This is a genomic window from Nonomuraea sp. CA-218870 (genome assembly GCF_050936535.1).
GTDB classification, from domain to species: Bacteria; Actinomycetota; Actinomycetes; order Streptosporangiales; family Streptosporangiaceae; genus Nonomuraea; species Nonomuraea corallina.
This window is the reverse complement of sequence record NZ_JBNJMN010000002.1, coordinates 231,220-258,134: the sequence shown is the minus strand read 5'-3', so window position 1 is coordinate 258,134 and position 26,915 is coordinate 231,220. Positions and strand designations below refer to the sequence as shown.

The 26,915-nt window shown below is 64.7% G+C and carries 15 protein-coding genes, 1 tRNA gene and 1 pseudogene; 11 read left to right on the top strand and 6 right to left on the bottom strand.

Features of this window, described 5'->3' with window-relative positions; genetic code table 11:
* Window positions 1–26 precede the first annotated feature (26 nt).
* Window positions 27–1,994 carry an MFS transporter gene (locus ACQEUU_RS29830; protein ID WP_433072416.1) on the bottom strand — a complete coding sequence of 656 codons (1,968 nt, stop codon included), beginning with the start codon at window positions 1,992–1,994 and terminating at the stop codon, window positions 27–29.
* A 142-nt stretch (window positions 1,995–2,136) separates the two neighbouring features.
* Between ACQEUU_RS29830 and ACQEUU_RS29825 the strand changes: the two genes are divergently transcribed.
* Entirely contained in the window at window positions 2,137–2,943 is an 807-nt protein-coding gene (locus ACQEUU_RS29825; RefSeq protein ID WP_433072415.1) for an S-methyl-5'-thioadenosine phosphorylase, read from the top strand.
* A complete protein-coding gene (locus ACQEUU_RS29820) occupies window positions 2,940–3,506 on the top strand; it encodes an SAF domain-containing protein (RefSeq protein ID WP_433072414.1) in 567 nt (188 codons plus the stop codon). Before ACQEUU_RS29825 ends, ACQEUU_RS29820 begins: the two co-directional genes overlap by 4 nt.
* Here the strand turns inward: ACQEUU_RS29820 and ACQEUU_RS29815 are convergent.
* On the bottom strand, window positions 3,503–4,591 hold the full coding sequence (locus ACQEUU_RS29815) for a D-alanyl-D-alanine carboxypeptidase family protein (protein WP_433072413.1): 1,089 nt from the start codon (window positions 4,589–4,591) through the stop codon (window positions 3,503–3,505). The genes ACQEUU_RS29820 and ACQEUU_RS29815 overlap by 4 nt on opposite strands.
* A 1,110-nt stretch (window positions 4,592–5,701) precedes the next feature.
* Here ACQEUU_RS29815 and ACQEUU_RS29810 point away from each other — a divergent pair.
* Both ACQEUU_RS29810 and ACQEUU_RS29805 read left to right on the top strand, forming a co-directional pair.
* Window positions 5,702–5,774 (top strand) — tRNA-Arg (locus ACQEUU_RS29810).
* 995 nt (window positions 5,775–6,769) lie between these two features.
* Window positions 6,770–9,214, top strand: a complete 2,445-nt coding sequence (locus ACQEUU_RS29805) for an N-6 DNA methylase (protein ID WP_433072412.1) — start codon at window positions 6,770–6,772, stop codon at window positions 9,212–9,214.
* Window positions 9,215–9,591: 377 nt separating this feature from the next.
* Here ACQEUU_RS29805 and ACQEUU_RS29800 read toward each other — a convergent pair whose 3' ends face one another.
* Window positions 9,592–11,112 (bottom strand): hypothetical protein, encoded by a 1,521-nt coding sequence (locus tag ACQEUU_RS29800; protein ID WP_433072411.1) that lies wholly within the window; start codon window positions 11,110–11,112, stop codon window positions 9,592–9,594.
* A 155-nt stretch (window positions 11,113–11,267) separates the two neighbouring features.
* Window positions 11,268–11,411, bottom strand: coding sequence for a hypothetical protein (locus tag ACQEUU_RS29795; protein ID WP_433072410.1), 144 nt, complete (start codon window positions 11,409–11,411; stop codon window positions 11,268–11,270).
* A 2,123-nt stretch (window positions 11,412–13,534) separates the two neighbouring features.
* On the opposite strand from ACQEUU_RS29795, the pseudogene ACQEUU_RS29790 reads away from it, so the two are divergent.
* The 4 genes and pseudogenes from ACQEUU_RS29790 to ACQEUU_RS29775 all read left to right on the top strand — a co-directional run.
* A pseudogene (locus ACQEUU_RS29790) lies at window positions 13,535–13,894 on the top strand (transposase); the annotation flags it as partial.
* Window positions 13,872–14,153, top strand: coding sequence for a transposase (locus ACQEUU_RS29785; RefSeq protein WP_433074404.1), 282 nt, complete (start codon window positions 13,872–13,874; stop codon window positions 14,151–14,153). The pseudogene ACQEUU_RS29790 and the gene ACQEUU_RS29785, both read left to right, overlap by 23 nt.
* Window positions 14,154–15,171: 1,018 nt before the next feature.
* Window positions 15,172–16,539 (top strand): restriction endonuclease, encoded by a 1,368-nt coding sequence (locus ACQEUU_RS29780; RefSeq protein ID WP_433072409.1) that lies wholly within the window; start codon window positions 15,172–15,174, stop codon window positions 16,537–16,539.
* A 183-nt stretch (window positions 16,540–16,722) separates the two neighbouring features.
* A complete protein-coding gene (locus tag ACQEUU_RS29775; RefSeq protein WP_433072408.1) occupies window positions 16,723–19,056 on the top strand; it encodes a GmrSD restriction endonuclease domain-containing protein in 2,334 nt (777 codons plus the stop codon).
* An 844-nt stretch (window positions 19,057–19,900) separates the two neighbouring features.
* On the opposite strand, the gene ACQEUU_RS29770 is transcribed toward ACQEUU_RS29775, so the two are convergent.
* Window positions 19,901–22,306 (bottom strand): HD domain-containing phosphohydrolase, encoded by a 2,406-nt coding sequence (locus ACQEUU_RS29770; protein ID WP_433072407.1) that lies wholly within the window; start codon window positions 22,304–22,306, stop codon window positions 19,901–19,903.
* A gap of 297 nt (window positions 22,307–22,603) precedes the next feature.
* The gene (locus ACQEUU_RS29765; RefSeq protein WP_433072406.1) at window positions 22,604–22,732 is read right to left on the bottom strand and encodes a hypothetical protein; all 129 of its coding nucleotides are present in this window, start codon (window positions 22,730–22,732) and stop codon (window positions 22,604–22,606) included.
* A gap of 164 nt (window positions 22,733–22,896) precedes the next feature.
* Here ACQEUU_RS29765 and ACQEUU_RS29760 point away from each other — a divergent pair, with 164 nt between their 5' ends.
* The 3 genes from ACQEUU_RS29760 (at window position 22,897) to ACQEUU_RS29750 (ending at window position 26,750) form a co-directional block, all read left to right on the top strand.
* Complete coding sequence (locus ACQEUU_RS29760) at window positions 22,897–24,819, top strand: alpha/beta hydrolase (RefSeq protein WP_433072405.1); 1,923 nt, start codon at window positions 22,897–22,899, stop codon at window positions 24,817–24,819.
* Window positions 24,820–24,900: 81 nt separating this feature from the next.
* A complete protein-coding gene (locus ACQEUU_RS29755) occupies window positions 24,901–25,347 on the top strand; it encodes a hypothetical protein (protein WP_364194502.1) in 447 nt (148 codons plus the stop codon).
* Window positions 25,348–25,514: 167 nt separating this feature from the next.
* The gene (locus ACQEUU_RS29750) at window positions 25,515–26,750 is read left to right on the top strand and encodes an HNH endonuclease (RefSeq protein ID WP_433072404.1); all 1,236 of its coding nucleotides are present in this window, start codon (window positions 25,515–25,517) and stop codon (window positions 26,748–26,750) included.
* Window positions 26,751–26,915 lie beyond the last annotated feature (165 nt).

Below are 26,915 nucleotides of genomic sequence, written 5' to 3'. Positions count from 1 at the left end.
GACCGCCCTGCCGCCGCCCCGGGCGACTACCGCGGCCGGTCAGCCATCGCCCCGAGCAACTCCGGCGCGACCCGATCGAGCAACTGTTCCAGCTGCGGATGCGGCCCCCAGTCGGCGATCAGCCGGCTCAACGCCTCACGGGAGATCCGCAGCAGCCGCAGCGCGGCCTCCTGCCCCCGCTCGGTGAGCCGCAGCATCTCACCGTCCGGCGAACGCTCCAAAAACCCGTCGTCGACGAGCCGGTCCGCGTACGGTCTGCCCCGCTCCCTGGTGACCCGCGCCCGCTCCGCCAGCCCGGCTGCCGAGACCCAGCCCTTGCCACCCAGCCGGGCGATGATCCACACCCCTCCCGGCCGCATGCCCTCCAGCCCCGCCAGATCGCCCAGCTTGGCGTAGTAGCCCCTGCGCAGGTCGGCGTCGGCCAGCCGGACCAGCCCCCGCTCCACCTCCTCCAGCGACGACCGCTCCGCGGACGTCGCGCCCAGCCCTTCACCCAGGTCGGTCGCCTTCGTCGTCTCCCTGAGCCGGTACTCGGGGATGAACCAGGAGAACAGGAACGCCACCAGCATGATCGGCGCCGCCACCCGGAACACCAGCGCGATCGAGTCGGCGTACACCTGGAGGAACTCGGCCGCGACGCCGGGCGGCAACCGCTGGATCGTGGTGGGGTCCTGCTGCACCCCGGCGGGATCGAACCCGGGCGGCAGCGGCGTCCTGGCGAGCACCTCGCGCACGTCCTGGGCGAGCCGCCCGGTGAAGACGGCCCCGAGCACCGCCACCCCGAACGAGCCGCCGATCGACCGGAAGAACGTGGCCCCCGACGTGGCCACCCCGAGGTCCTTGAACGCGACCGCGTTCTGCACCACGATCACCAGCACCTGCATGACCATGCCGATGCCCACGCCGAAGACCAGCAGGTAGAGCCCCAGCCTGAGCATGCTGCTCGTCTGGCCGAGCGTGGACAGGAGGAACATGCCGACGGTCGCGATCCCCGTGCCCGTGATCGGCAGGAAGCGGTATTTGCCGGTCTTCGAGATGATCCGCCCGCTCACGATCGACAGCGTCAGCGTGCCGGCCATCATCGGCAGCAGGTAGACCCCCGACAGCGTGGCGCTCACCCCGTGCACCACCTGCAGGTAGAGAGGCAGGTACGTGAGCGCGCCGAACAGCGTGAACCCGACCACGAACCCCACGGCCGACGTCATCGCGAACGCCCGGTTGCGGAACAGCTCCAGGGGCAGCACCGGCTCGCGCGCCCGGCGCTCGGCCACGACCCAGCCCGCCAGCAGCGCGACCGCCGCCACCGCGAGCCCGACGATCACCGGACTGGCCCATGGGTAGATGGTGCCGCCCCAGCTGGCCATCAGCACCAGGCACGAGGTGGCGCCGCCGAGCAGCACCACGCCCGCGTAGTCGACGGTGTGGCGGGTGCGGGAGCGGTCGGAGGGCAGCACCGAGGTGATCACCAGCAGCGCGATGACGCCAAGCGGCAGGTTGACGTAGAAGACCCAGTGCCACGACAGCTGGTCCACGAACAGGCCGCCCAGCAGCGGCCCGATGATGCTCGCCACGGCGAAGACGCCGCCGAAGTAGCCCTGGTATCTCCCCCGGTCGCGGGCCGAGACGACGTCGCCCACGACGGCCTGGGCCAGCACCATCAACCCGCCGCCGCCGAGCCCCTGCAGGGCGCGGAAGGCGATCAGCTCACCCATGCTCCCGCTGAGCCCGCACAGCGCCGAGCCGGTCAGGAAGATGACGATGGCGCTGATGAACAGCCGCTTGCGGCCGTACTGGTCGCCCAGCTTGCCCCACAGCGGCGTGGACACCGTCGAGGCGAGGATGTAGGCCGTCACCACCCAGGACAGGTGGTCCAGCCCGCCCAGGTCGCCGACGATCGTGGGCAGCGCCGTGGACACGATGGTCTGGTCGAGCGCGGCCAGCAGCATGCCGAGCATGAGCGCGATGATGATCAGCCCGACGTCCCGTTGCCGCATGCGTCGATCGTACGCTCCGTGCCGCATCGATTACGCTCGGCGTCCGGTCTTCATCCACAGCCCGAGGCCATCCCCGGGCCCTCGTCCACAGAACCCGTTCCACCCCCGCTCCCCCCTCCACCCGCCCGCTACTCTCGGCGCCATGGTCATTCGCGCAGACATCGGCGTCCTCGGCGGCTCCGGCTTCTACTCCCTGCTCGACGAGGCGGAGGAGGTGGAGGTCTCCACCCCCTACGGCCCGCCCAGCGACGTCGTCACGGTGGGCCGGATCGGCTCGCGTCCGGTGGCCTTCATCCCCCGCCACGGCCGAGACCACCGGTTCCCTCCTCACCGCATCCCCTACCGCGCCAACCTGTGGGCGCTGCGCTCCCTCGGCGTCCGTCAGGTGCTCGCCCCCAGCGCGGTCGGCTCGCTGAAGCCCGAGCTCGGCCCCGGCGCGATCGTGGTCCCCGACCAGCTCGTCGACCGCACCTCCGGCCGCGTCCAGACCTATTACGACGACAGCGGCGCGGTCCACGTCTCCTTCTCCGACCCCTACTGCCCCTCGGGCCGCGAGGTCGCGGTGGCCGCGGCCCGCGCCGGCGAGTGGCCGGCCACCGACGGCGGCACCCTCGTGGTCATCGAGGGCCCCCGCTTCTCCACCCGGGCCGAGTCCCAGTGGTTCCAGCGCAACGGCTGGACCATCGTCGGCATGACCGGCTTCCCCGAGGCGGTGCTCGCCCGCGAGCTGGCTCTCTGCTACACCTCGCTGTCCCTGGTGACCGACCTCGACGCCGGCGTGGAGTCCGGCGACGGCGTCACCCACGAAGAGGTGCTCGCGTTCTTCGCCCGCAACGTCGCCCGCATGCGGACCCTCGTCGCCGACACCGTCCAGTCCCTGCCGGAGGAGCGCACGTGCTCCTGCGGGTCGGCGCTCGACGGCATCACCCTCCCCTTCGAGCTCCCATGATCCGCGCCTGGCTGCGGCGGTGGGAGCGGCGCCGCCGCCTCATCGCCGCCGTCCTGGCCGCGCTCGGCGTCCTGTGCGGCTATCTCGCGCTGCGCCCGCCCGCGGGCCCCGCCGTGCTGGTCGCCGCCCGCGACCTGTCCCCCGGCGTGCTCCGCCCCGGCGACCTGCGTCCCGCGTCCATACCCGACCCGCCCGACGGCGCTCTCCGCACGGGCGCCACCGGCCGGGTCCTGGCCGCGCCCATGCGCCGCGGCGAGCCGCTCACCGACGCCCGCCTCCTCGACCAGCTGCGCCTGCCTCCCGGCATGGTCGCCACTCCCGTACGCGTCTCCGACCCCGACACGGTGACCCTGATCTCCCCTGGCTCCCGCATCGGCGTCCTCGCCGCCGGCGACGCCCAGGCCGCCTCCCTCGTGGCCGACGACGTGACCGTGCTGACCATCCCGGCGGCCGAGGACGACCACGGCGCCCTCGTCGTGCTGGCCACCACCCTGACCCAGGCGGAGGCCCTGGCAGGCGCCCAGGCCTCGGGCCACCTGTCCATCACCATCAAACCCGCCTAGACCACCGAGTCGATCTTGGGATCGTACTCCCAGTGCCACGGCTCGAACGGGCTCCTGTAGGCCCAGTCCGGGTGGTACCACCCGTACTTCTTCCCGTACTTCTCCAGCCAGTTGAACTCCGCCGACCTGAACCTCTCCACCCCGCCGCACAGGTCGACGGCCAGCCCCAGCCCGTGGTTGCTCTTGCCCGGGACGGCCGCGAACCCCGGCCGCCGATAGTAGATCGACTGCTGCTCCGCCAGGCTCCGGTACGCGTCGGTCACGCAGATGGGCCTGCCGAACTGCCTGCGGTAGGCCTCGTTCAAGCTGACGAACGCGATGGCCGCGTCCGCGCGCAGGCTGAAGCCCTTCTGCTGCAGCGGGCAGAGCATGGTCCTCGGGATCAGCCCGTTCGGATAGTCGTTGGCCGTCGCGGCCCGCAGCGGGTTGCACCCGAGCGCCGCCTTCTCCACCTTGTCGATCTTGATACCGAGCTTCACCAGCGCCTGGGTCAGCGACTTGACCACCTTGTCGGACTTCTTCCTCAGCAGATCGATCTCGGCCGCCATCTGCGCCTCAGCCAGCAGGTTCCCCGCCCGCATCTCCTGCGCCTCGGCGGCCAGCCGCTGGGTGTGCAGGGTCAGCGTGCTCGTCTCCTCCACGGCATGCTGGCGGATGGTGACCATGTGGTTGACCATGGCCAGCGCCCGCAGAGTGTCGCTGTCGGAGTCGCCCGCCATGAACGACGCCGCCCCGTCGGCGCCCACCGGCTGCTGGTAGAGCATCTCGGCGAGCCGCGACACCGGCTGCCGCACCTGCGCGAGCTGCCGCTCGGCCACCTCAAGGGCGCGCAGCTTCTCCTTGAGCTCCTTCTCGGCGGCCGCGAACTCGGCGCGGCGCTTCTCCAGCGCCCTGGTCGCGTCCTCGAGCTCCTGAGCGGAACGCTGCGCTTCCTTGCGCAGCTCGGTGAGGTTCTTGGGATCCCCGGTTTCCGCGACGGCGCCGGAGGTGGCCTGGGCGACCGCCCGCTCCGCCGGCTGCCCGACCTGTTCGGCGGCCTGAGCCTGCCCGGCCACCGGCACGCTCGCCAGGGAGGCCATCGTCATGACAACCGCGATCAGACCTGCTGACCGAGGGGCTGGCACGTTCGACTCCTCCGCTTTGCAAACTCGTGACGCGGGTCCGGCACGCACGTTACTACAGCCCTCCGAGTGCCCGGACCGAACTCTGGAGAGCCGTTATGACACGAACGACGCTTTTGCCCCTCCTAGACGACCACTGCCCTTGTCTGTCAGTACGCGGCCGACGGCCCCACGGTTCTGTGCCAGGCGAGATTCGGGCAACAATGATCCAGTACGCCGACGTACCACTCGGCAGAGCAGCGGCGGAACCACGAGCGGAGCCCCTGACACGGCCCCCGCGAGCCTCCGAAGCCCGGGACCGCCGGGTCGGCGAGACTTCAAGACAACAGCCCCGGCCACACCATCGACGCCGAGACCGCAGGCGCTCAAGGACGCTCAGGAATCCTCGCGTCCAGCCCCGACCGCCCGCACCAGTCAGTCACGAGGCACGAAATTCGCCGCGACCTTCCGCTCGTGCTCCTGGCACTTCTCCCACAGCCACGTGTCCTTCCACTCCGCCGGACACCCCTCCACGTCCGGCGACGGCTCACCCCGCACCGGCTCCCCCACCTCGTCATCCCGCGTCCGAGCCCGACGCTGAACCCGAGGCTGAACCTGAGGCCGAACCCTACGCTGAGCCCGAGGCTGAACCCGAGGCGCCACCACAGCCGTCACCACCGGCGCCACCGCGACGACCGGAGCGGCGACCACCCGCGGCGGCACCCGCGCCGCGAACGCCCGCACCGGACGAGCCGGCACAGGCACCACCACAGGCCCGAACCCGGCCGGCCTCTCCCCCGCCTCCACCTCCCGCCGCTCGCCCGCCTGCTCGTACCGCCCCACGTCCCCCGCCAGCAACCCCCCAGCGAAGATCGCCGGCGCCAGCAGCGCCGCGAACAGCACCACCGGCCGCCGCCGCGCCTGCCTCCGTCGCCTCGCATCCACACCAGGGACGGTATCCACGCCGCCCATCAGCCACAGTGATCGCTTGCCAGGCCTTTACCGCAGCTCACACCACCCATAACCCGCGCTCCCGCAAGTCAGGGGGCCAGGTGGCACACGGAGCGCCGGACTTTCGCTAGGCTTGGTCTGTCCGCCTCCGTAGCTCAGGGGATAGAGCACCGCTCTCCTAAAGCGGGTGCCGCAGGTTCGAATCCTGCCGGGGGCACTCACCTAGATCGGCATTCCAGGCCCCTGACCTGCGGTTTCACAGCCGCAGGTCTTTTGTTTTGTATCCTTCGTAGGCAGCAGTCGGTGCCCGCGTGCAGCCGTAAGGCCATGATCAGGGGATATACGCGGGATGATCTTAAGAGCGTTTCCCCAGGTCAAACGATGATTCCGGAGCCCGGACGTCCGGCAACCCACTACGCCCGGCCCGGTCACCGCACCAATACGGCCGCTGATCGTGCCCAATACGTGCGTAAACACCGACTGCAGGCACGATCACCTGCCAGCGCGCTGGCCACCCCGGTGACAACGGTGCTGACTGGCAGCCATCTGCCTGCATTCAGTTCGGAGCAAGAACCGCTATGTCACCGGCTCCAGATTGAACGCCGGCTACTGGCTCAGATCGACGAAAGGGAGCAGCGGACCGAGCTCGTAGATGGCGGGCGTTGATATGCGCCGACTCACCTGGTTCAGCGAGAGCAGAGGCGACGCTGAGTAGACAGGACCAGCGGTGGTCAGCAGGGCCATGGGCCCAGTGGCCAGCCGCAACGGGCCTGCAACCGTAGCCGACCGTGACGTCCTACAGGATGCTCCATGCCACGCCGAGCATGGCCCGGTCACGCTGCTGTCGCCGTTCCTCCGCATATAGGACGACACAGACCTCATCGTGTTGTACGACGGCGCCGCAGAAGGCGGCGAACTGCTCGTACGGCTGCGGGCGAAAGTTCCCACTGGACAACCGACGTACGCACTCACGCGCGGCACACCGCAATACCGGCACGGTGCACGTCCTCCCTTTGACGCTGAGCGCTCGAGCAAGTACGCGAAATCGGCCTGAGCCCGCCGCTTGGCCTCGCATACGCATTGGAAGCGAGCCCCGACACTCCTGGATCTTGCTTCTGCGCACCCGCAGTGCGCAGTTGGACGCTGGGCCATGCACTCCTAGGCTCATCCTGCACAGAGCACGTTCTTATGGCGGAGAGGAGGCCATCACCCATGTCATATCCGCCGATGGATAAGGACAAACTGCTCACACGAGCCCAGATCGCCGAGCTAGCGGGTGTCAGCAGGTCGATCATCACTATTTGGGAGAAGCAGGAGGCCGATTATCCCTCGCCTCGGCGTTTGGGCGGGCAAGAGTACTTCCGACGGCCGGAAGTCTTGCGCTGGCTGGACCGGAGGGTGGTCCCGCCCGAGCTGCTCACGGCCGATGAGCCTGCCGGTATAACTTACGGAAACCGAGCCCGAAAGAAGGAAGAAGCAGGGAAGCCCCTGGCCGCGACGGCGAAACGCCGTCACAGCGCCAGTTCTCCCTACCGCGTCCCAACCGGCGCAGTCGACGAACCCCGTCCCGAGAACCAGCAGATCGTGAACGAGTTGCTGGGTATCTTCGTCGATCGGATCCGTGGCGCGGCCAGCGTACTCGACTATCTAAACCTACTGGCCTGTCTCCACTATCTCCGCAGTACTGCTGCCGACCGGTTCGAGATTCTTGCTGCCCGGGCTCGCACCCTCACTAGCCTCGACGAAACTGCCCAACTGCTCCGAGACATCGGCCGCGAAACCGACGAGGACATACGCAGCACCAGAGGGCACGCGAGCATGCAGGAGGCGCTGCAGCGCCTCGAACCACGAACTGCCCGTGATCTGCGTCATGTTGTGGACGCCATGAGCCGCCTCGACGAGGACGTGTTCGGGCTATTCCTAGACGAGTACGAGCGCCAGGCCACATTGGGCAGCGGTGAGTTCTTCACTCCTCGTGCAGTGGTCCGAGTGATGACGCGGCTGGCGTGCTCCGAGTTCGGTCCTGGAAAGCCAGAGTCCGTCTACGACCCGTACGCCCGCGACGGCGGGTTCCTCATCGAGGCGAGCGCCGCCTGCGCTTTGGACGAGGAGGGCCTGCCACGGGAGGAAGCGGTGCGGACCTACGGTGAGACCCGGCGTGCCGACACCTGGCGACTGGCAACAATGAATCTTCTTCTCCACGGTGTCTCACCGACTCTCGACCTCAAACGCACAGCCCCTTGGGACAACAGTCCTGGGCATGCTCCGCCGGGACCCTTCGACATCGTGCTCACCAACCCACCCTTCAACATGAGCGACCCCGGCCGCGGAGAGCGCAGCAACGGGCAGTGGGCGTACGGGGCTCCGCCCCTCGACAACGACAACTTTGCCTGGGTCCAACACTGTCTCGCATCGCTACGCGAGGGGGGTCTGGCCGGCATCATCATGCCCAATAAGGCGGGGAACTCAGGTCACAAGGCCGAGCGGACCGTCCGCCGGAATCTAGTGGAATCCGGAGTCGTCGACTGTGTCATTGCCCTGCCAGCCCAACTGTTCACCGGCACCGCAGTACCTGTCTCCGTCTGGTTTCTGCGCCACCCCGACACTCCTTGCGACAAAACGCTATTTCTCGACGCGCGGCACATGGGGGAAAAGAGCGGCTCACGCCGGGTTCTCAATGCCGTAGACGCCGAGAGTATTTTCTCCGCCTACCGTGCTCACAGGAATCCACGAGAGGCCGTACCCTCCCTCGGAGCGACGGCTGCGGAGCAGCAGGTGTCCGGTGCCCTTGTAGACAGGGACGAACTGCGGCGGAGCGACTACTCGCTCAACCCGCTTGACTATGTCGAGCGCCAGCGGGGCAAGGACAACGACCGTGAGCACGAGCTTAAGGCTGCCTGGAGAAGCCTTGACCATGCCGAGCAACGCCTCCGGCATACCCAGGATGCCGCCACTTGGCTGTCGTCCGTCAGGATCCTTGAATCGTTGCCTCGAAGGACCCGGCCGGCTTCCGTGTTCGCCCTCGACTCGTTGTGCGAAATTCAGGCCGGACCCTCCTATTCAAAGCTGGGTAAGGCCCACCGCAGTGCAGGCGGATTGGTGCCAGTCGTGTTCCCTCGGCATCTGAGGGATCGACATATCAGCGACGAGAAGGACGAGCTCGTATCGGAGGAGACAGCTCACCGGTTGGAGAACTTCAAGCTTCGAGAAAAGGACATCGTATGTGTCCGCTCGGGTGCGATCGTCCCACCGGCTCTGGTGCAGGAGCACCAGGTCGGCTGGCTGATGAGTCCAAATGTCATCCGACTCCGGGTACTCAAGGAGCAGGAGTGCCGGGTGCTTCCAGAATACCTATTCCACTATCTGTGTCTGGACGAGTCCGTCGCTTGGATGCAAGACCGAGCCGCGGCCACCGCAGCGCCATCGCTCCGGACCGGGTCCCTCGGGTCTCTAGGGATCCCGCTGCCCGAACCCACCGAGCAGCTGGAAATCGTGACCATGCTGAACGGCTTGGACGAACTGGATCGCGCACACAACACCGTGGCCGCCTCTCTGCGGCACAGCCGTATCGCACTAGCTGGCGTGCTCCTGAACCCGGCCGAGCCCGCCCCCGACATCCAATCTCGCGTCCGATTCGAGAAGAAGGCCTCCCTGTGAACACCCCCCAACAACCGCCCGCTTCAACGCCCCCACCAACATCTGCCTCCGAGCCAGCGAACAGTACCTGGATTCCCTGGCTGCTGGTCATGGTGCTATTTTCCACCCTCGTCGCGACGTGCGTTGGCTTCCTCAAAGCTCTCGACGGCAGCCCGGCCACCGCTACCATCCTCTCCGCAGGTGCCGCTTTCGGAGGGGCTGCGCTGCTCTGCCTGGCAGTTGTACCCGTTGTACAGCAACTTCGGCGACGCTGGTAGGAAGGGATAACCTCAGGGCTCCTTTTCATGGCGCCCAAGACACCTGCTACGCCGAGCGAACTGCGATATTTTGCCCAGCCGTGCGAGGCTGGGAAACGACGTCTGCGATCACCTTAAAACTCAGTCACCAATCCGTACCGAGACCCTGAACAGGTGACGAGGGCTTGTACGTGCGTTGCTTCCGTCTGCAATGGCAAGCGTTTCCGGGTTGGAGCTAGCAACCCACATACCAAGAAGCACGTCACAAAAGTAGTGCCCGAGCTTGATAGCAACATGCCGAATATCGCTGTATCGAACGGTGAAAGATCCCGCGTTCGGCTTGCCCCGGCCATGACGCAACGCTAGTATCATCTTCGCAGGAACGACATATACGACGCCACTTTGTGCAATTAGCCAATACACGGCGGTCGCACTGCAGCGCAGCAGCTCTTCGAGCTGACCAATAGCGATGGCCCAGGAGTCTGAACCTGGGCCAGGCTTACGCAACGGCTTCGACTTCTTTATCTGAACCAGGTCACCATAGGTGATCGTGGCGTGTGCGGGCACTTGAATTGAGACAACCACACCGATATCGGCACCAATCTTCTTCTCCTCATTCTTTCGCACTATCCGCCGTTCGACCTCGATCTTCGGGCTGGAACCTACCACCCCAGCCAGAATAAGCGCGGCTTTCATCCCATCTATATTGTCGGATAGTCGCGCCAGCAGGCTCGGTGTGAGATATTCCTCTTCAGCAGCGCCATCTGCTGCAACAATATCAGCGAACTCTTGGACGGCCCGATCCGCCGCCCCGCGGATCAGACTTTCAACATTTGCATCCCCTAGCCAAGTGGACGACGGCGCCTCAAGAGGGCGGGGAAACAAGTTCCGACGCTCGTCTAGCAGCTTCGCCGCAGCGTTTAGCAGCCAGTCTTGGCTTATGACAGGTTCGCGCCCAGTTGCTAGCGTCTGGATCCCTCGCGCCCTTAAACTTATCCTACCAAACGACAATGCCTCGATGTCTCTAAGATCGTCATCAATTCTCGAATAGCGTTCCCTAAGCCACAACGTTAACGCGACATCGAGGTCATTAAGGGAGGGCCCTACAGTCAAAATCCAGGGAATAGAACGAGCCCAACTATCCGGGTGTGCAGCCACCTCCCGCTCGAGCGCACAGAGCCGTTCGTTTCGCTCGACTTTATAGCCATGCGACAGGGAAGCTATCATCGCCAAGATATGCCAAAGCACTGCGATCTGAGAGGCCTGTGGGGCTAGGGTAGCTTTTATGCTGAGGTCAGAATCCTCCATGCTTGATGACTTCCAGCTTGCAAGTCCTAGGTCGCGCCTCGTGTACTCAGCGTCTATCAATCCTTGAGCAATACCAAACACCGTAGGCAAGCTATCTGCGGCTAGCTGACCAAGCAGCCGATCGAGCGACAGCACCTGACGCACTACATCAGGCATCCATTGCTGGGTGAGCACATTTTCGGACCACGCGTGCAGGAGTGCAATCTCAAATTGCCGTGGGCTGGCGCGGAGAAAAGCCTTCAAGGCATCGGCCGTGGCATTGTCTTCGCCAGCGGGATCCAGCCTATCGAGGGATCGGTAGCCAATCTCCGACAGTAGCCGTACAATATCTTTTCGATCAGCCATATCTTTCACAGACTCAACAGTTTGAATGTCATCAAACCTTCATGGCGCAGATACGATACCAACTGTACCTCTTGAGGCCCTTACCTGGCTCGGAATAGACGCTCTCTACCGCATAGTGTCGACACGTCCGGACGCGACGCCGTTCAAATCAGCCATCCCCTTCGCTACTCGACCGCCACGCAGAGGGCCAGCAGCAACAGCGCCACCGCGATGCTGACGGCCTTCACCGTTGTGCTGGTATGTGCGCCCGGCGCCTTGACCTTGGCGGAGTCGAAGTCCTCACCGTCGCCAGCGAACGTCTCGTGCACCGGCGCAACCTCGGCTTTGAGACGCCCAGAGCGACACGACCAAAACGGTGCAGGACCCGCATCTGAAGAGCGGGAGCGTCTTACGGTCTGCCAGCTACAAATATGGCCCTGACCAGCTCGAACACCTGTCGTGCGGCGAGCCGCCAAGAGGCCCACGCCGGAGAGCTCAATACGTGTCGAGCAACACCCACATATCACCACATCCATAGACAAATCAAACTCGTAGTTGCTGGAGCTCTCCTAAAGCGGGTGCCGCAGGTTCGAATCCTGCCGGGGGCACTCACCTAGATCGGCATTTCAGGCTGCTGACCTGCGGTTTCACAGCCGCAGGTCTTTTGTTTCGCCACCTTCGATAGGCAGCGGACAGTGCCCGCACGCAGCCATACGACCATGATCAGGGGACATACGGGGGATGATCTTGGAGGCATTCCCCCAGGTCAACCTCTGATTCCGGGTCATCCACGCAGCGACAACCCACTACGACCGCCTCCGCCCGCGGGCGACGCAGCCGTCGATCGTGCCAAATACGTGCATACAACCGGGAACGGCAACCGGTCATCGCCATTGAGGGCGTCGTCACTCTCCTGGGCTATGCCCTGGCCGCGGACCATCGCGATCGGGCAGCCACCACGCCAGATCCTTCCCGCTGGAGGGCCGGCACTCAGCCAACCGGGCGATGCCGCCGGCAGGGCGGGCTCGTACACCACTCCCGTGGAGGCAACCGATCCCCGTGCGAGGGGTGTTCCGACAGGCAGGACTCTGAGGTCTCTCAGGTGCAGGTCGGTCCCGCGCCCATAGGTGCCACGCTGCCTGACGGCTATCGCAGGTCAGCCCTGACTACACACCCGCATGCCCGTGCTCAGATGCTTCCTGATGAGGACATAGAGACAGAAGCGTTCCCACGTTCCCAACGAGACACCAGTACGCTTGGGCTCAAGCCTTCTTGGTCATCAGAGCGTTCCCCGGGAGATCCGGCCGGACGCCCGGTGACGGCCAGCCTGGCATCCGCCCCTCTCTCGAGGTGGATCCCTCCATGGCCGAGCAAAGATGATAAGGGAGGCCCAGTGTCCGACGGGCACTCGCACAACCCCCCGGAGCCATCCGAGGGCGCCGATCACGAGGTCCAGCCGGCGCCGCGCAAGCGGCGGGTGGATCGGTGGACCGTCATTCAGGCGGTTACCGGTCTGCTGCTCCTGGCCTGTGCCGTGTGGGAGGCTGTGAAAGGGTAGCGACCCCAACTGGCGACTCGATTGAGCCGCCAGCCGGGGCCGCCGGAGAGCGGGAGAGGTCCGCGTAGCTCCAGGTCTGCCAGGGCCTGAAGCGGGTCTCTCCCGTTTCTTTCTTCGTCGAACGTAACGATCTGCTAGTGACCCGTCACGTGACGAAACCACTGTGAGATTACCGAGGTGTTAGCCCACAGGTGACGCACACCACGGATCCTCACCCAAAGCGCTCGTGGCAATCGCTATTCAAACCATGATTTGCCTGTATTACCTACGCCAGCATGGCACGGAAGGGTAGCGCCAAGGCAATCAACCGCACAACGCGACGTCATCTAATGCGTAGTCTATCACACTTCGTCCGTTTTTTACACTTTGCTACTGTTTTAGCTTTCCCCAACATCAGAACAGATGATGAAGTCTTGATTCTAACTTGCTTTCGCCCACTGTTTAGATCCATGCGGAGTTAGCGATTCGGCCAAATCAAGCGATACCTCGATAGCTAGCACAGAAGCCCATTCAAACGCCACGATCGGCCTAAATTGCGATAAGCCAGACGCGACACTGCTGAAAATGCGTCTAAATTGCCTTAACTCATGGATACGGCAAGGCTTTAGGGACACTCTGAACGGAGACAAAGTACCCTCCGCACGACACCGCCAGCGTAGGGATGGCAGCTCCCAGTACACGCTGCCACAAAACCCATGCTTGACCTATATTGCCATGCGCGTGAGTTTCGTGGACACGAACTCACGCGCATGCTTGGGCAAAAACTTGCCGCCGGGGGGGTGCATCGATGATCGGGGCAGCCGCTTCCTCGATCGGGCCACGAGCTGCGAAAACGGGGCCTCTGCAGGCCGCCTCATGTTGCTTAGCCGCCCGTGAGGAGTCAGGAGTCGCCTCGCGCTGCGCGCCGCCGCTGCAACGCGGGGCAGCCTGGCTGGGGCGATCTTCCATACCGATCACGGGAGCGCAGTACACCTCGGCCGAGTTCGCCAGAGTCTGCGCCGAGCTCGGCGTGCGCCAGTCCATGGGAGCCGTCGAGTCCAGCGCCGACAACGCCGCGGCGGAGGCGTTCAACGCCACGTTGAAACGCGAGACGCTGCAGGGCGCCAAAGGCTGGTCCTCAGCGCGCGAGGCCCGCCTGGCCGTCTTCAAGTGGATCCCCGCCACAACACCCGCAGGAGACACTCCACCCTCGGCTACCTGAGCCCGATCGACTACGAGCAGCAGACCATCGATAAGGTGCTGCTCGCCGCATGACAACCGGTGTCCACACTGCGGGGCGAACCCCGCCCATGACCTCGCCTGGCAAGACGACTACCGGCGCTGGCGGCCCATGGTCGAACGCGCCGTGGCCTGGCTGGTCGCCCGAGGCAACCGCCGCCTGCGTTACCGCGGCACCGCTACCAACGACCGCTGGCTCCACCACTGCACTGCCGCCCTCAACCTCCGCCGCCTCGTCAACCTCGGACTCACCCACACCAGCGGCACCTGTATCCTCGCCGCGATACACCCATGACAAGAGGGTGACCCGCCCATGCCGACTCACCCACCAAGATCTTCAGGACATTCCTAGAGTTCGTCCGTTTGGCGAGACCTCCGATAGGCGTTCAGGTGCAATTCGCAGCTGGGACCAGCGTCGGCCGATGCTGTCAACCACGGAGTACTTGATGTCCTCGATGCAAGGGTCACTGGGCCCGCTGCCTCCCCATGTGCACCGGTCTCGGCTGGCCCGACCCGGAGGGAAGTCATTTGGGTCCCAGGGCTTGATGTCCTCGATGTCCATGAGATGCCCTTTGCGGCTTATGGCAAGCGACTGGAGCTAACGCTGGCGCTTAGCCCGACGGCGAACTCTTCCCCCGATACGTGCCAATGCACCCATCCTTCTCATGGAGTAGGAGATCTACATCAGCCTGGGCCGGCTAGAGATGAGACCTCTTTGTAGCCTTTACCGGCTCTGACCCCCGGAAGGATGTCGTCACCGAACCTCTGCCCCACACGCCGAACACGGCGTGCGCGCCTGGCACCAGCGAAGAGCCCGTCCAACCAATCCGTTTCAGTACCAACCTGGCGAGAGCCTGCGCGCCAGGGAAAGACCAACAAGCGGACCAACCTGCGGCACGCCGAAGAGCCGCATCGAGCGAGCCCCCCTAGACGCTCGAAGCACTACCCTCCATCCCATAACTGCCTTCTCACGATCAAACATGACCTAGCGAACTGTCCGCATAAATCCGCCTGGAGCGGAGCCGAATTGCACATCTACATTGTCTGCGTACGGTGACCGGGTTACCTTCGAGCCGTTGACCTGTATGTATTGCAGAATCGCGAGGTGCGCTGTGGCACGAGGTTCTGGCTCGTCGAAGCCATATCGGGATTGGGAAGCCGAACGCCGGAGACAGGAACGCGTTGCAGAGCAGGCGCGGCAGAAACGCGAACGAGAGCGCAAGGCCGAGGAGCAACGACGTCTCCAAGCAGAAGTATCTGCTCGAGACGCCGAAGCCGCCGAACGTACACACCAGGTCGAAGTGCATGTGGAGATGCTGGAGACACTGCTGCGTTCCTCGCTGGACCGCGACCCGCGCGTCCAGCTCCCCTCCCTGCGTCAGCGCGCGGACGTTCCGCCGCTGGACCTGGGTCCATACGCCGCGCCGCACCCCACCCCTGTGTGGGAGCCCCCGGCGCCCCCTAGGCGGTTGCAGCGTGCATTCGGTGGCGTCCAGCGGTACGAGAACGCCCTGCGCCAGGCCGAAGCGGACTTCGCGCGGGCACAAGCCGAACACCAACAGCGCGAAACGCAGCGGCAGCAGGAGGTGATTACTCGTAGGCGCGTTCACCAGCAGCGAGTGGAAGCGGCCGAGCGCGCCGCCGCTGAGAACAACGCTCGTGTTGACGCAATGCAGGTCGGGCTTCGCTCTGGGGAACGGCATGCGGTCAGTAACTACATCGAGCTTGTCCTGCAGGCCTCCCCGTACCCTGAAGACTTTCCCACCGAACGCAGAGCCGGCTACGTGCCCGAGTCCTCACTGCTCGCCGTCGAGTGGTACCTGCCTCCACCGGAGATCATCCCCGAGCACAAGCTCTACAAGCACGTCAGGAGCCGCAAGGCCGTCGAACCCGTCGCTCGGTCCGTCACGGAAACCCGGCAGCTCTATCAGCGCATGATCGCGCAGATAGCGCTCCGCACCCTGCGCGAGGTCTTCGACGCCGATCCCAACCAGCTGATCACCACGATCGTTTTCAACGGCCTGGTCCGCACCATCGATCCGGTCACGGGTCAGCAGATCGAGCCCCATCTCATCACCCTGCGTGCCACCAGGGAGCAGTTCTCGGCCTTGATTCTGAACGAGCCGCGCCTCAAGCCCGTCGAGTGCGTACGCCGGCACTTCCACGCTGATGTCTCTCCACACCCTGACGAGTTGGAGCCGGTCAAGCCTGTCATGCCGTTCAACATGGCCGACCCTCGCATCGTCGATCCCGTCGACATCATCTCCGATATCGACAAACGTCCGAACCTGCTGGACCTCACGCCGAAGGAGTTCGAGGCATTCATCCAGAACCTGTTCACCAAGATGGGCTTCGACACCAAGCTGTACCAGGCCAGCGGCGACGGCGGCGTCGATTGCGTCGCTTACGCCGCCCGCTCCGTGGCAAGCTCAAAGATCGTTGTCCAAGCGAAGCTATATACGAAGACCGTACAACCCACACATGTGCGCGACCTGTACGGAACCATGCAACACGAGGGCGCCACAAACGGGATCATGATCACAACGTCCGGCTACGGACCCGACAGTTACAAGTTCGCCAGCGGCAAACCCCTTGAACTGATCGACGGTGCCGGGCTGCTGGCCCTCTGCCACGAACACAACATTCCAGCTCGCATCCTGTCCCAGGGGAAGCAACCCTGACAATTGAGGGCATTCGCTATTTATCACCATAACCGGCTGGCGACCGGCAACGAGAGTCAGCTCACCGACCTGTCGTGCGTGACCGCCTCATTGATTAGCGCCTCAGACAGTGTTAATCGTGACGTCCGCCCGAGAGCTTTCGTCTACCCTGTCGTAAAAGCATGTCTTCGGAAAGGAACCGGAGTGGCGAAAACGTTCGAGAGCGGCGAAATTCCGCTGGCGGACCTACTCAACCAGGCGCACCAAGGAATACTGCAACTGCCCGATTTCCAGCGTGGGTGGGTTTGGGACGACGACCACATCGTGAGCCTGCTGGCTTCGGTCTCTCGCTCATTCCCAATCGGCGCCGTGATGACGCTGGAGACCGGAAACGCGGACGTGCGCTTCCAGCCTCGGCCACTCGAGGGAGTCCCAAGTTCTGCGGCCGCAGGAGAACCGAAGTACCTGTTGCTCGACGGGCAGCAGCGCACGACCTCGCTCTACCTCGCGCTCCGTTCGGCAGCGCCGGTCCCGACTCGGGATACCCGCAAGAAGGACATCGAGCGTTGGTACTTCGCGGACATCGATGCGTGCATTGACCCTGACGCCGACCGAAGTGATGCCATCCTGTCGCTGCCAGCAGATAAGCGACGAGTCGATACCCGCGGCAACGTCGTACTCGACGCCTCAGCGACCAGGGTGCAGGTACGGGCCGGCAAGGCGGGCCTCTTCCCGCTCGACATCGTGCTCAATCCAGCTGCTACCACCGATTGGCAGCTTGCCTACTTAATGGCGGGAGCGCCAGAGGAGCAGGTGAAGATCTGGAAGAGATTCCAGGAGGCGCTGATCCTCCCGTTCCTTCAATACAGCGTTCCGCGGATCGCGCTTGATCAGAAGACAACCAAGGAGGCCGTCTGCCAAGTCTTCGAGAAGGTGAACACCGGCGGCGTCGAACTGACGGTCTTCGAGCTGCTGACGGCAACGTACGCCGCGGAGAACTTCCGGTTGCGTGACGATTGGGAGAGGCGGCAGGCGGTCTGGGTGGACGAGCCGCTGCTCGCGGACCTGGACGCCACGACCTTCTTGCAGATCGTTACGCTGCTCTGGACTCGCAGTCGCTGGGAGGAGCGCACTCGCGACCGTGTTCGCAGTGACCGCGTCCCGGCGGTGTCGGCCAAGCGCCGCGACATGCTGTCGCTGCCGCTGAGCGAGTACTGGCGCTGGGCCGATGCCGTCACCCATGCCTTGCAGGGGGTAGTTCGGTTCCTGCAGCGTGAGCGCATCTTCCGCGCCCGAGATCTCCCGTACAGCACCCAACTCGTTCCCTTGACGGCGATTCTCACGTTGCTCGGTGAGGCCGCGTTCACACCGGAGCCGACCGCGAAGTTGCGTCAGTGGTACTGGTGTGGGGTATTCGGCGAGTTGTACGGCGGCACCACGGAAACACGCTTCGCCAACGACCTGCAGGACGTGCTCGCCTGGGTTCAGGACAACGGCGAGGAACCACGTACGGTACGCGAGTCGCAGTTCCAGGCTGAACGACTGCTCGGGTTGCGCACCCGCAACAGTGCCGCTTACAAGGGTCTCTACGCGCTCGTGATGAAGCGGGGCGGTCGCGACTTCCGTACCGGCGAGACGATCGACGCGAAGGCGTACGCCGCCGACTCGATCGACATCCGCCACATCTTCCCTCAGAAATGGTGCGCAGCGAACAGCATCGACAGCGCTTATGCCAACTGCATCGTCAACAAAACCGCCATCGACGGGCAGACCTGGGGATACATGGGCGCGAGCGCGCCGAGCAAATACCTGACCGCGATCGAGGCCGGCGTGCCGGTGAGTCCTCAGGACCTGGACGCCATCTGCAACAGCCATGACATCGACCCGGTCGCGCTCCGTCAGGACGACTTCGGCGCCGTCTTCGACGCACGCTTCGAGCGACTGATTCGTCAGATCGAGGATGCCACCGGCCGGCCGGTAAACCGAGGTGACGGCCAAGACAGCCCCTTCTCCGTACACCGCGGTGCCGCCGCGCTGGCACGCGGCATCGAATCGTTGATCAAGGCTGGGGAGAGCAAGGTCGTCGAGTTCAAGTCCACCGGCCGCAAGAACCTGGACACCGGTCAGAAGGATCAGGCGATGGAGTGGGCGATCATCAAGACGATCGCCGGTTTCATGAACGGTCACGGTGGGACGCTGCTCGTCGGCGTTCAAGACGATGGGTCTGTGCTAGGTCTGGAAGAGGATCTGACAGTCTTCTCCAAGAAGAACACCGACGGCTGGGAGCAGTGGCTGACCGGCCTGCTCATTCAGACGTTCGGAAAAGCCGCGACGGCCAACGTGACCGTCGCGTTCGGCATCATCGACGGACGTACGGTTGCCCGCATCAACGTCGCGCCTGCCTCAGCGCCGGTGTATACGACCCGGACGAAGACGGGGGCGAAGGGAGCGGTCTTCCTCGTTCGGCTCAACAACACGACGCATGAGCTCGATGGGCCAGAGGCCTCCAAGTATCAGCACGACCGGTGGTTCAAATAGTCGCGGCCGGAAGCATGCGTTCGGAGGCGTCGCCGTCCAGGCCGACGAGCGATCTACCCGCTCTATCTGTCGTTTGGATCAGGCGCCTCCGACGACGTGTTTCACCTTGCGGCTACTGCCAGCTAAGTGGACTGCGACAGCGCTACTTTCGCGAAAGCACCCGCGGCTGAAGAGCGGGACCGCCTTGCAAGGCTCCCGCCGGGAGTATCGCTTTCACCAGCGCAAACACCCGCCCAGCGATGGACAGCGGGGACGTCCTTGCTCAGGAGCCAATGCAGGCCGAGCAACCATCACATATAGCCCGTTAGCAGAGAAAACGGACACCGTTCAACTTGAGCTCTCCCACAGCGGGTGCCGCAGGTTAGAATCCTGTCCGGGCACTCACCTAGATCGCCATTTCAGGCACCTGACCTGCGGTTTCATAGCCGCAGGTCTTTTGTTTTGCACCCTTGATAGGCAGCCGCCGATGCCCGCATGCAGCCGTAAGACCATGATCAGGGGACATAAGCGGATGATTTTGAGCTTGCTTCCTCAGGTCAAAGCAGGATTGCGGGTCGCCCAAGCGTGCGGCAACCCACTCAGGCCATCCGGCTACCGGACAACGACAGCCGCTGATCGCGTTATATATGTGTGCAAATCCGACATTGTGGCGCGAAACCCACCTGCACCGTGAAGGGGCGGCGCCGGATGATGGGCGAGACGTGTTCGTCGCCGGCACGCGAGGCAGTCCGGACCTACCTCGTCGCCTGCCCACGCCGACCCGGACGCCGACCAGCGATCGATCACTCGGCGGGCTGCCTTGAACGGGATAAGGAATGATCACTGGCACGCACGGGACAACCGCTCACATCGGCTTCTTACGGTGGTTGCGGGCAGGTCTGGCGCTGAAGAGCGATTCGAGCTGGCCGTATTGGCTGTCAGCGATGCTCAGGAACGCCGCCACCATCTCAGGATCGAAGGACGCCCCCGATTCCTGGTTCATGACTTCAAGAGCCGCTTCGATGCTCCTCGCCGGCCGGTAAGCACGTCCAGTGGCGACGGCGTCGAACACGTCGGCCACGGCGATCACGCGAGCGCTCTCCGGGATCTCCCTGCCCGCCAACTCCCTGGGATAACCGCGGCCGTCGAACCGTTCGTGGTGGTGAAGAATGCCCTCCAGGGCAGCGTCGGAGAGGAGGAGCCGAGCGGATGGTTCCAGGAGGTCGTCGAAGAGTTCCACCAGTCCCGCGACAATGCTCACACCGCAGCTCGTGTGCGATTGGATCAGCGCGTATTCCTCCTGGGTGAGAGCTCCGTCTTTGTGGAGGACAGTACCGGGAACTGCGAGCTTGCCAATGTCGTGAAACAGTCCAGCCAGACGTACGGCGTCCAACGTCTCAGGCCGCATCCCCATTCGGTTGCCGATCATGGCGGCCAATCGGGAGATGCGTTCGCTGTGCTGGCGTGTGTGGGGGCTTTTGATGTCCAGCGCCGTCATCAGCATCTCGGCCACATCATCGGCGGTCACTTCTCCGTGGGGCCGCTCCGGTGACCGGACGGTGCCGAAGCGGTCGGCATCGGTCCGGGCCCGCCACAATGCGGGCGCGTCCTGTGGGCGTCCCTGTGCGATCAGCAGGCCAGCCATCCGGACGGTGGATGCTCTGTCGCCGGGGTCTGTGTCGGCCTGCCTGCGTGTAAGTTCCTGTTCTGCTCGGTTCTGTTCGTCGAGAAGGCCGGCCAGCGTCGTTCTTGCGGAGCCCTCGCCTGCATCGGCCCTGGCGCGCCACAGCGCCAGGGCGTCACCCGTTCGACCTTGTCCGACCAGAAGTGTGGACAGAAGCCCGGTCGCCTGCTCGTTACCAGAGCGAATGGCGTGCTGGTACAGAGCTTGAGCATCCTGGTACAGGAGGCGATGTTGTGCGGCGTGGCCGACGCGGGTCTGGTCACCGGGGTCGGTGAGATAGTCGACCAGCGCCTGCCAGCAGGTACGCGGCACCTCCGCCAGGTGTCGTTGCTGTCCGGCATGTTGCTGAAGGTAGTCGGCCACCTGGTAGCCGGTGATCTGTCCCATGGTGGTGGAGCCGGCTACCGGGGCGAGGGCGGCTGCGGCGCCGTTCAACGTTCCGGTGGCGTACGCGAGGGCGGTCTCGAACCAGTCGGGTGGGGCTGCAGCGCGCTGGCGAACGTCGCAATATCCGGGTGCCGCGGCGCGCAGCAGGTCGGCGCTGAGCGGGGACACGACGCCGAGGCGCGTGGTGTCGATGGCGGCGTTCAGCACCGCGGCGGCGTAGGGATCCGCGCCGCGCCATCGATTCACCAGTTGTGGAGCCGCAGCGATGATCTGGGTGAGCCCGTAATCCCCGGATCGCAGGGCCAAGGCGATCCGCTGGTCCCCGGAGGTCGCCACGGCTTCGGCGCGCTCGCGCTCTGCGAAGCTGAAGGAGCCCGGCAGGTGAACCACGTCGGCCAGATCAAGTAGCTGCCGTTCAGCGGCGTAGAGATCTGGCTGCCCTGGGCCCGGCATCGCGGTGTAGGCGGTATATCGCTCGGGCCAGATGGTCGCGATCAGCACCGCGCCTGACTGAAGCAGGGCGCGGACGGTGGCGGCGCTCAGGCCTGCCGAGCCGCCCAAGTACCGCTGCAGCTCGTCCAACCACACGACCAAGCGTGCGGTCACCTGCTCGGCAGCCTGGCGGACCTGCCCGGCGTCAGCGGGATGAAGTAGCCACCAGTGCGGTAACACCGCTCGAATCGCCTCGTATGCGCATCGGGACTTTCCCACCGACGACTCACCCACCAGCAGCACCATGCCGCCTCGGTCCGAAGCCTTCGCCAGCAGGTTCCGGACTCCACGTGGGGCAGTGTCGGTGTCGCGAAGAATGTAGGCGGGGAGGTTGCCAGTTGCGCCCGGAGCGTCGATCGCAGCATGCACACCCAGCAGACGCGGGTCGGCCTGAGTCATCCGGATCAGGCCGGCAGCACCAGGGGCATCGGCGGTCAGCGCGCGCTCCCGCGCGGCTTGCCACGCCCTCCACTGCTCGCGGGGAACCGCACAGGCACGCAGGAACACCTCCAGCGTCTCCCGGCTGGCCCTGCCCTTGTTGAGCAGATCCGACAATGTCGAGCTCGGTAGCCCTTCCTTCGGCCGGTCGCCGGGGTTGGCTGCTTTGTCGAGGTCGGCGTACGAGCGGCCTGCCCTTAAGGCACGTAGCGCGGATATCAGCTCGGAGAGGGTGTGCACCTGGCTGGGGTCTGGCATCTCAACGTGCATCAGTGATACTCCTCCCCTCCTGAATCCCCTCCAGTGGCAGAGTCCTTCGGCCACTGACTCGGACAGCACCGGACTGATTCCACCCCATCGTCGGTGCAGCCCCAGTGGCCGTCCAGCCTGCACACCCGGTTCGCCCTGCGTGGTAGTGCCTCCGCCGTGTTCCGTATCCGATGCCGGACCCCTCTTCCTGCTCTGACCATGAGAGCTACCAACGCATATTTCGGGAGAAACCGATGGAGTTTCTGGCTGACCTCATTCCACTGGCCGTCGCCGCCCTCAACCTGGCCAGCGTTCTCATCAATCGCAAAAGCGCCCGCCGCCACCGACATCCGGCACATGGAGAGGACAAAGGCGGCTGTCAATCCCTGGGATGCGCTTGGATGTGGCATCGGACAGCAGGCCGTCCAAAGCGATGAGCGGCTTCATGGCCCTCCGTCTCTCCCGGCGAATTCGTCCTGAGGGGCGAAAGCTCCTGATCAGCGATCGAGCCACACCCCAGGATCAGCAAGAATCGGCCGTCGGTGCACCTTCCATAATGAGTCCGCATGTCTCGCGGACGAACAGCGCCAAAGCGTGACATCGTCGGATTCGTGGCGGGCGAGACAGCCGGTTTAGAAGAAGCCCTCAGCCGCGTGGTGCGGCTGGCGGGCGACCACATCGGCGCGCTCGACTCCACAATGCGTCACATGGCGGCCCACGCCTGGGTCGGTGGTGGCGCGGTCCCCTTCACTCAAGCCGCCCACGACCAGCGCACTCGGCTCCAGAGGGCCTTCGAAACGGCCGCAGTGCAGATCGCCGAGCGCATCCGCGCCCTCGGCGGCCACGCGACCACGCCGCCGCTGACAACCTCGCTTCCCGTCGTCACATCCACGCGCGGCGGCTACGCGGAGATGAACGTGGAGGCGATGACCCGCATGGTGGCCGACCTGGAGCGCGCCGGGCACGAACTGCCCACCGCAGGAAGCCTGCTCTCCGCGGCGCTGGCCTCCGCATGTGTCAGCGCCGCACCCGCCCAACAGGTCGCGGGAGTAGGCGCCTGGGCCACCGGACAGGCCACCGACCTGCGCAGGCGGCTGACTGTACTTCAGCAGCGCCCTGACGGCGGCCTGGCCAACGCGGCCGTGCTCGGCTTCGGGCTCTTCGGCGGCTCCGCTCCCGACCCGAGCGGCCTCGGCACCATGCTCGCCACCGCCGCGAACGGCGACCCCTCGGCCTTGCAGAAGGCGGTGGAGGCGCAGAACACCGGCAAGGATCCGACTCTCGCCTCCCGCGTCAGCGCCTGGTGGCAGATGCTCGACCCTTCCGTCCGTCAGCGGCTTATCAACGCCACCCCGCATTTGATCGGCTCGCTGAACGGTGTACCCGCCGCCACCCGCGACAGCGCGAACCGCGCCCACCTGGGCTTACGCAAGAGCGCTGTCGCCGAGCGGTTGGCGGAGCTTCGCCTGCTGGAGGAGGGGATGAAGCGAGGCGCGCGGCAGTCCTATATCCGCATGGAGATCAATGCGTTAGAAGCGGAACAGCGACAGATTAGCGCGGTCGAGAAAAGCCTGGCGATGGGCGGAGTGAACGGCCGCCCGCCGGCGCTCCTGCTCCACTTCGAACTTGGCGGACTCGGCAAGGCGGCCATCTCCTTCGGCGACCCCGATAAGGCCGGCTCGGTGGTCACCTCCGTGCCGGGTACGGGCAGCAAATTAGAAGGGATCGGCGGTGACGCGGCCCGCGCCGCAACCCTGTGGGACCAGGCCAACGTCTCCTCCCCCCGTACGAAGACCGCTTCGATCATCTGGCTCGGCTACGAGGCACCACAACTCGACCCGGGAATCCTCTGGGCCGACACCTCCGTGGCATCGCCCAACCTCGCCCAGGCCGGGGCGGGCTCACTGGCCAGTTTCCTCGACGGTCTCCATGCCACGCACCAGCCGGCCGGCACACCGCGATTCACCGTGCTGGGCCATAGCTACGGCAGCGTGGTGACCGGTATGGCCGCACAGGCTCGGAAAGGGACGTTCGCCGATCAGCTCATTCTCGTCGGCAGTCCCGGGACGATGGCGGCCCGGGCGAGCGATCTCGGAGTCAAGCAGGTCTGGGTAGGCGAATCACCGCAGGACCCCATCGCAGACTTGGGCCATCTTCCAATCAGCGGCGGGCGGAACCCCATCTCGGGCATCTTGAACCCTTGGCTCCCGAATGGCGCGGGCCCTTTCGGCACCGACCCCAGCAACATCGCCTTTGGCGCCAATCGCTTCGTCGTCGATCCCTCGCCGGCCGGTTTCACCGGCTACGACATTGCGGCACACTCCGGCTACTGGGCACGACGCTCCGCCTCCCTCAGAAACATGGGATTCATCATCAACGGTCAGTACGATGACGTGGCAAAGCTGCCGATGCCGAAACAGGCACCGACTCCGACACCCCACCTGACACCGTCACCTCCGTCACGCCCTGCTCAGGACCCGATGTCCCCGCCGTCGCCCACCCCGCAGTCCTCACCCATGCCGACGGGAGACTAGATGTTTCGCACCGTCCGGTTGGTAACCGCAGCACTGATTCTCGTCGCCGGATGCGCGCCCGGTGGAGCCCCGGGAGGAACCATGGATCCATCGGCCGACAAGCCCACGATCACCAAGGCGCAGGCGCTCACCCGGATTGGGCAGCTCATCGACGAGACAGTCGCCGTCATCCATCCCAAGCCTCAACTGGACCTGTATCAGCCAAGTCTCAACGACGGTATCTGCCCCGACCGGCAGGACCCTGGCTCCGCAGATCGGATCGAGGTCAGTCGCGAGTATTACCTGCGGGGACTGCCCACCACCGAGGACGCGCTCAGGAAAGTGATCGCCGAGGTGAAGGTGTATTGGCAAAAGCAGGGGCATTACATCGCGGTCGAGCACGAGAACGGCCTGCAGCTCTACGGGCACTCCCGCCCCGACGACTTCCTCATCACCATCGGCCGGGAGGCCGACAACGTCCTCACCCTTGGCGCCACCTCCACCTGCCTCTGGCCCAATGGAACTCCCGAGGCCTCGCCGCCCCCCTGACACCAGCCGTGATCATGTGTCAGCATGTCACCTTGGTCAGCAGGGCTGATGCATGCCGATGTCCATCACACGCGGCACGCTCCGCTCCGCCCCTGCGCACTACGCCCTGTTCATCCTGAGCCTGGACTGGCCCACCATGAGCCCCGCCACGTGCTGGGTCAGCGACCATGCTGCTTTCGGACAACGATCGGCAACCGACCAGCTTCTGCCATTCATACGCTGTCCGCGCCCAGACATATCGTGATCCAATGACTTTATCTGACCTGGATCGCGAGATGGTTCTCCTGGCCATCGAGGAGTACGACCGGCTGGGCCGCGACACCTTCCTTGAGCGGTATGGCTACAGCGAAGCCCGTCACTACTTCATCCTCCACAACGGACGCCGCTATGACTCCAAGGCGATCGCCGGCGTGGCCCACCGAGGTGTCGATGGGCATGTGCTTCGCCCCTCAGAGTTCTCCGGAGGTGCTGCAACGGTTGGCAGAGTCCTCAGCCGTCTCGGATTTCTCCTCGACGCACGCCAAGACGCGTCACCTGCCGCCCGGCTACTGGAGAAAATCCAAAATCTCGACACCGCCGTCTCGAACGGCCGTCCCAAGCGTCACCAGCCCCTCACCCTCCTATGGGCACTCGGCCGAGCGGCCCGCCGAGCAGAGCGCCTTGTGCCCTGGGATGTCGCACGGGCCGACATCGGTGCCCTCATCAGGCAGTTCGGGTTACCGGGCGACCGGCCCAATCCTGAATATCCGGTGCTCAAGCTCACGCACTTCGGATTATGGACGATGCCTGACTACCCGGAACCGCCTCGCCCCAGCGGCAGCCCGCCCCTGGCATGGATGAGCCGGAACCAACCAATCTCCGGGCTTCGCGAGTGGGTGTACGACCTCGTGATGGAAGAATCGACGGTTCGGGCTCAAGCGAGTGCGTACCTCTTGGAGAAATACTTCCCGAACGAGGACCAGAACGCCCTGCTCATACGTGTCGGCCTGGCCGACATCGGCGAACAACCGCCCACATCACCCGGCGATCCTCGTACACCGGAGCGCCGCTCGACCACGGTCAGGCGCATCATCCGGGACAACGCACTCTCGCAGCTGATTAAGGCCCTGCACGACCACACCTGCCAGATATGCGGAGTCAGACTGCTCCTGCCTGACGGCCCATACGTCGAAGGGGCGCATATTCGGCCGCTCGGCAGCCCGCATGACGGCCCCGATGTGGCCGGCAACCTGCTATGCCTGTGCCCCAATGACCACGTGCTCTTCGATCAGGGCGCGATCGTCATCGAGGACGACCTCATGGTGATCAATCGACTCACAGGCGACCCGCGTGGCGTCCTACGAACTGCTCCTGGGCACGACGTCAATCAGAGATATGTGACATACCACCGTAACCTGTACTGAACCTCAGCCTGAGGGGACTACGAGTAAATGATCACGACCGGAACGGCCAGCGAACCCGCAAGAAGAAAGCCACCCCTGGATGGGCTACACCCCTCACTCTCAGCAACCCTGATCAAGTCCGTGACCTGTCGAAGGAGCACGAGACGGAGTCACACCCAATTCGGC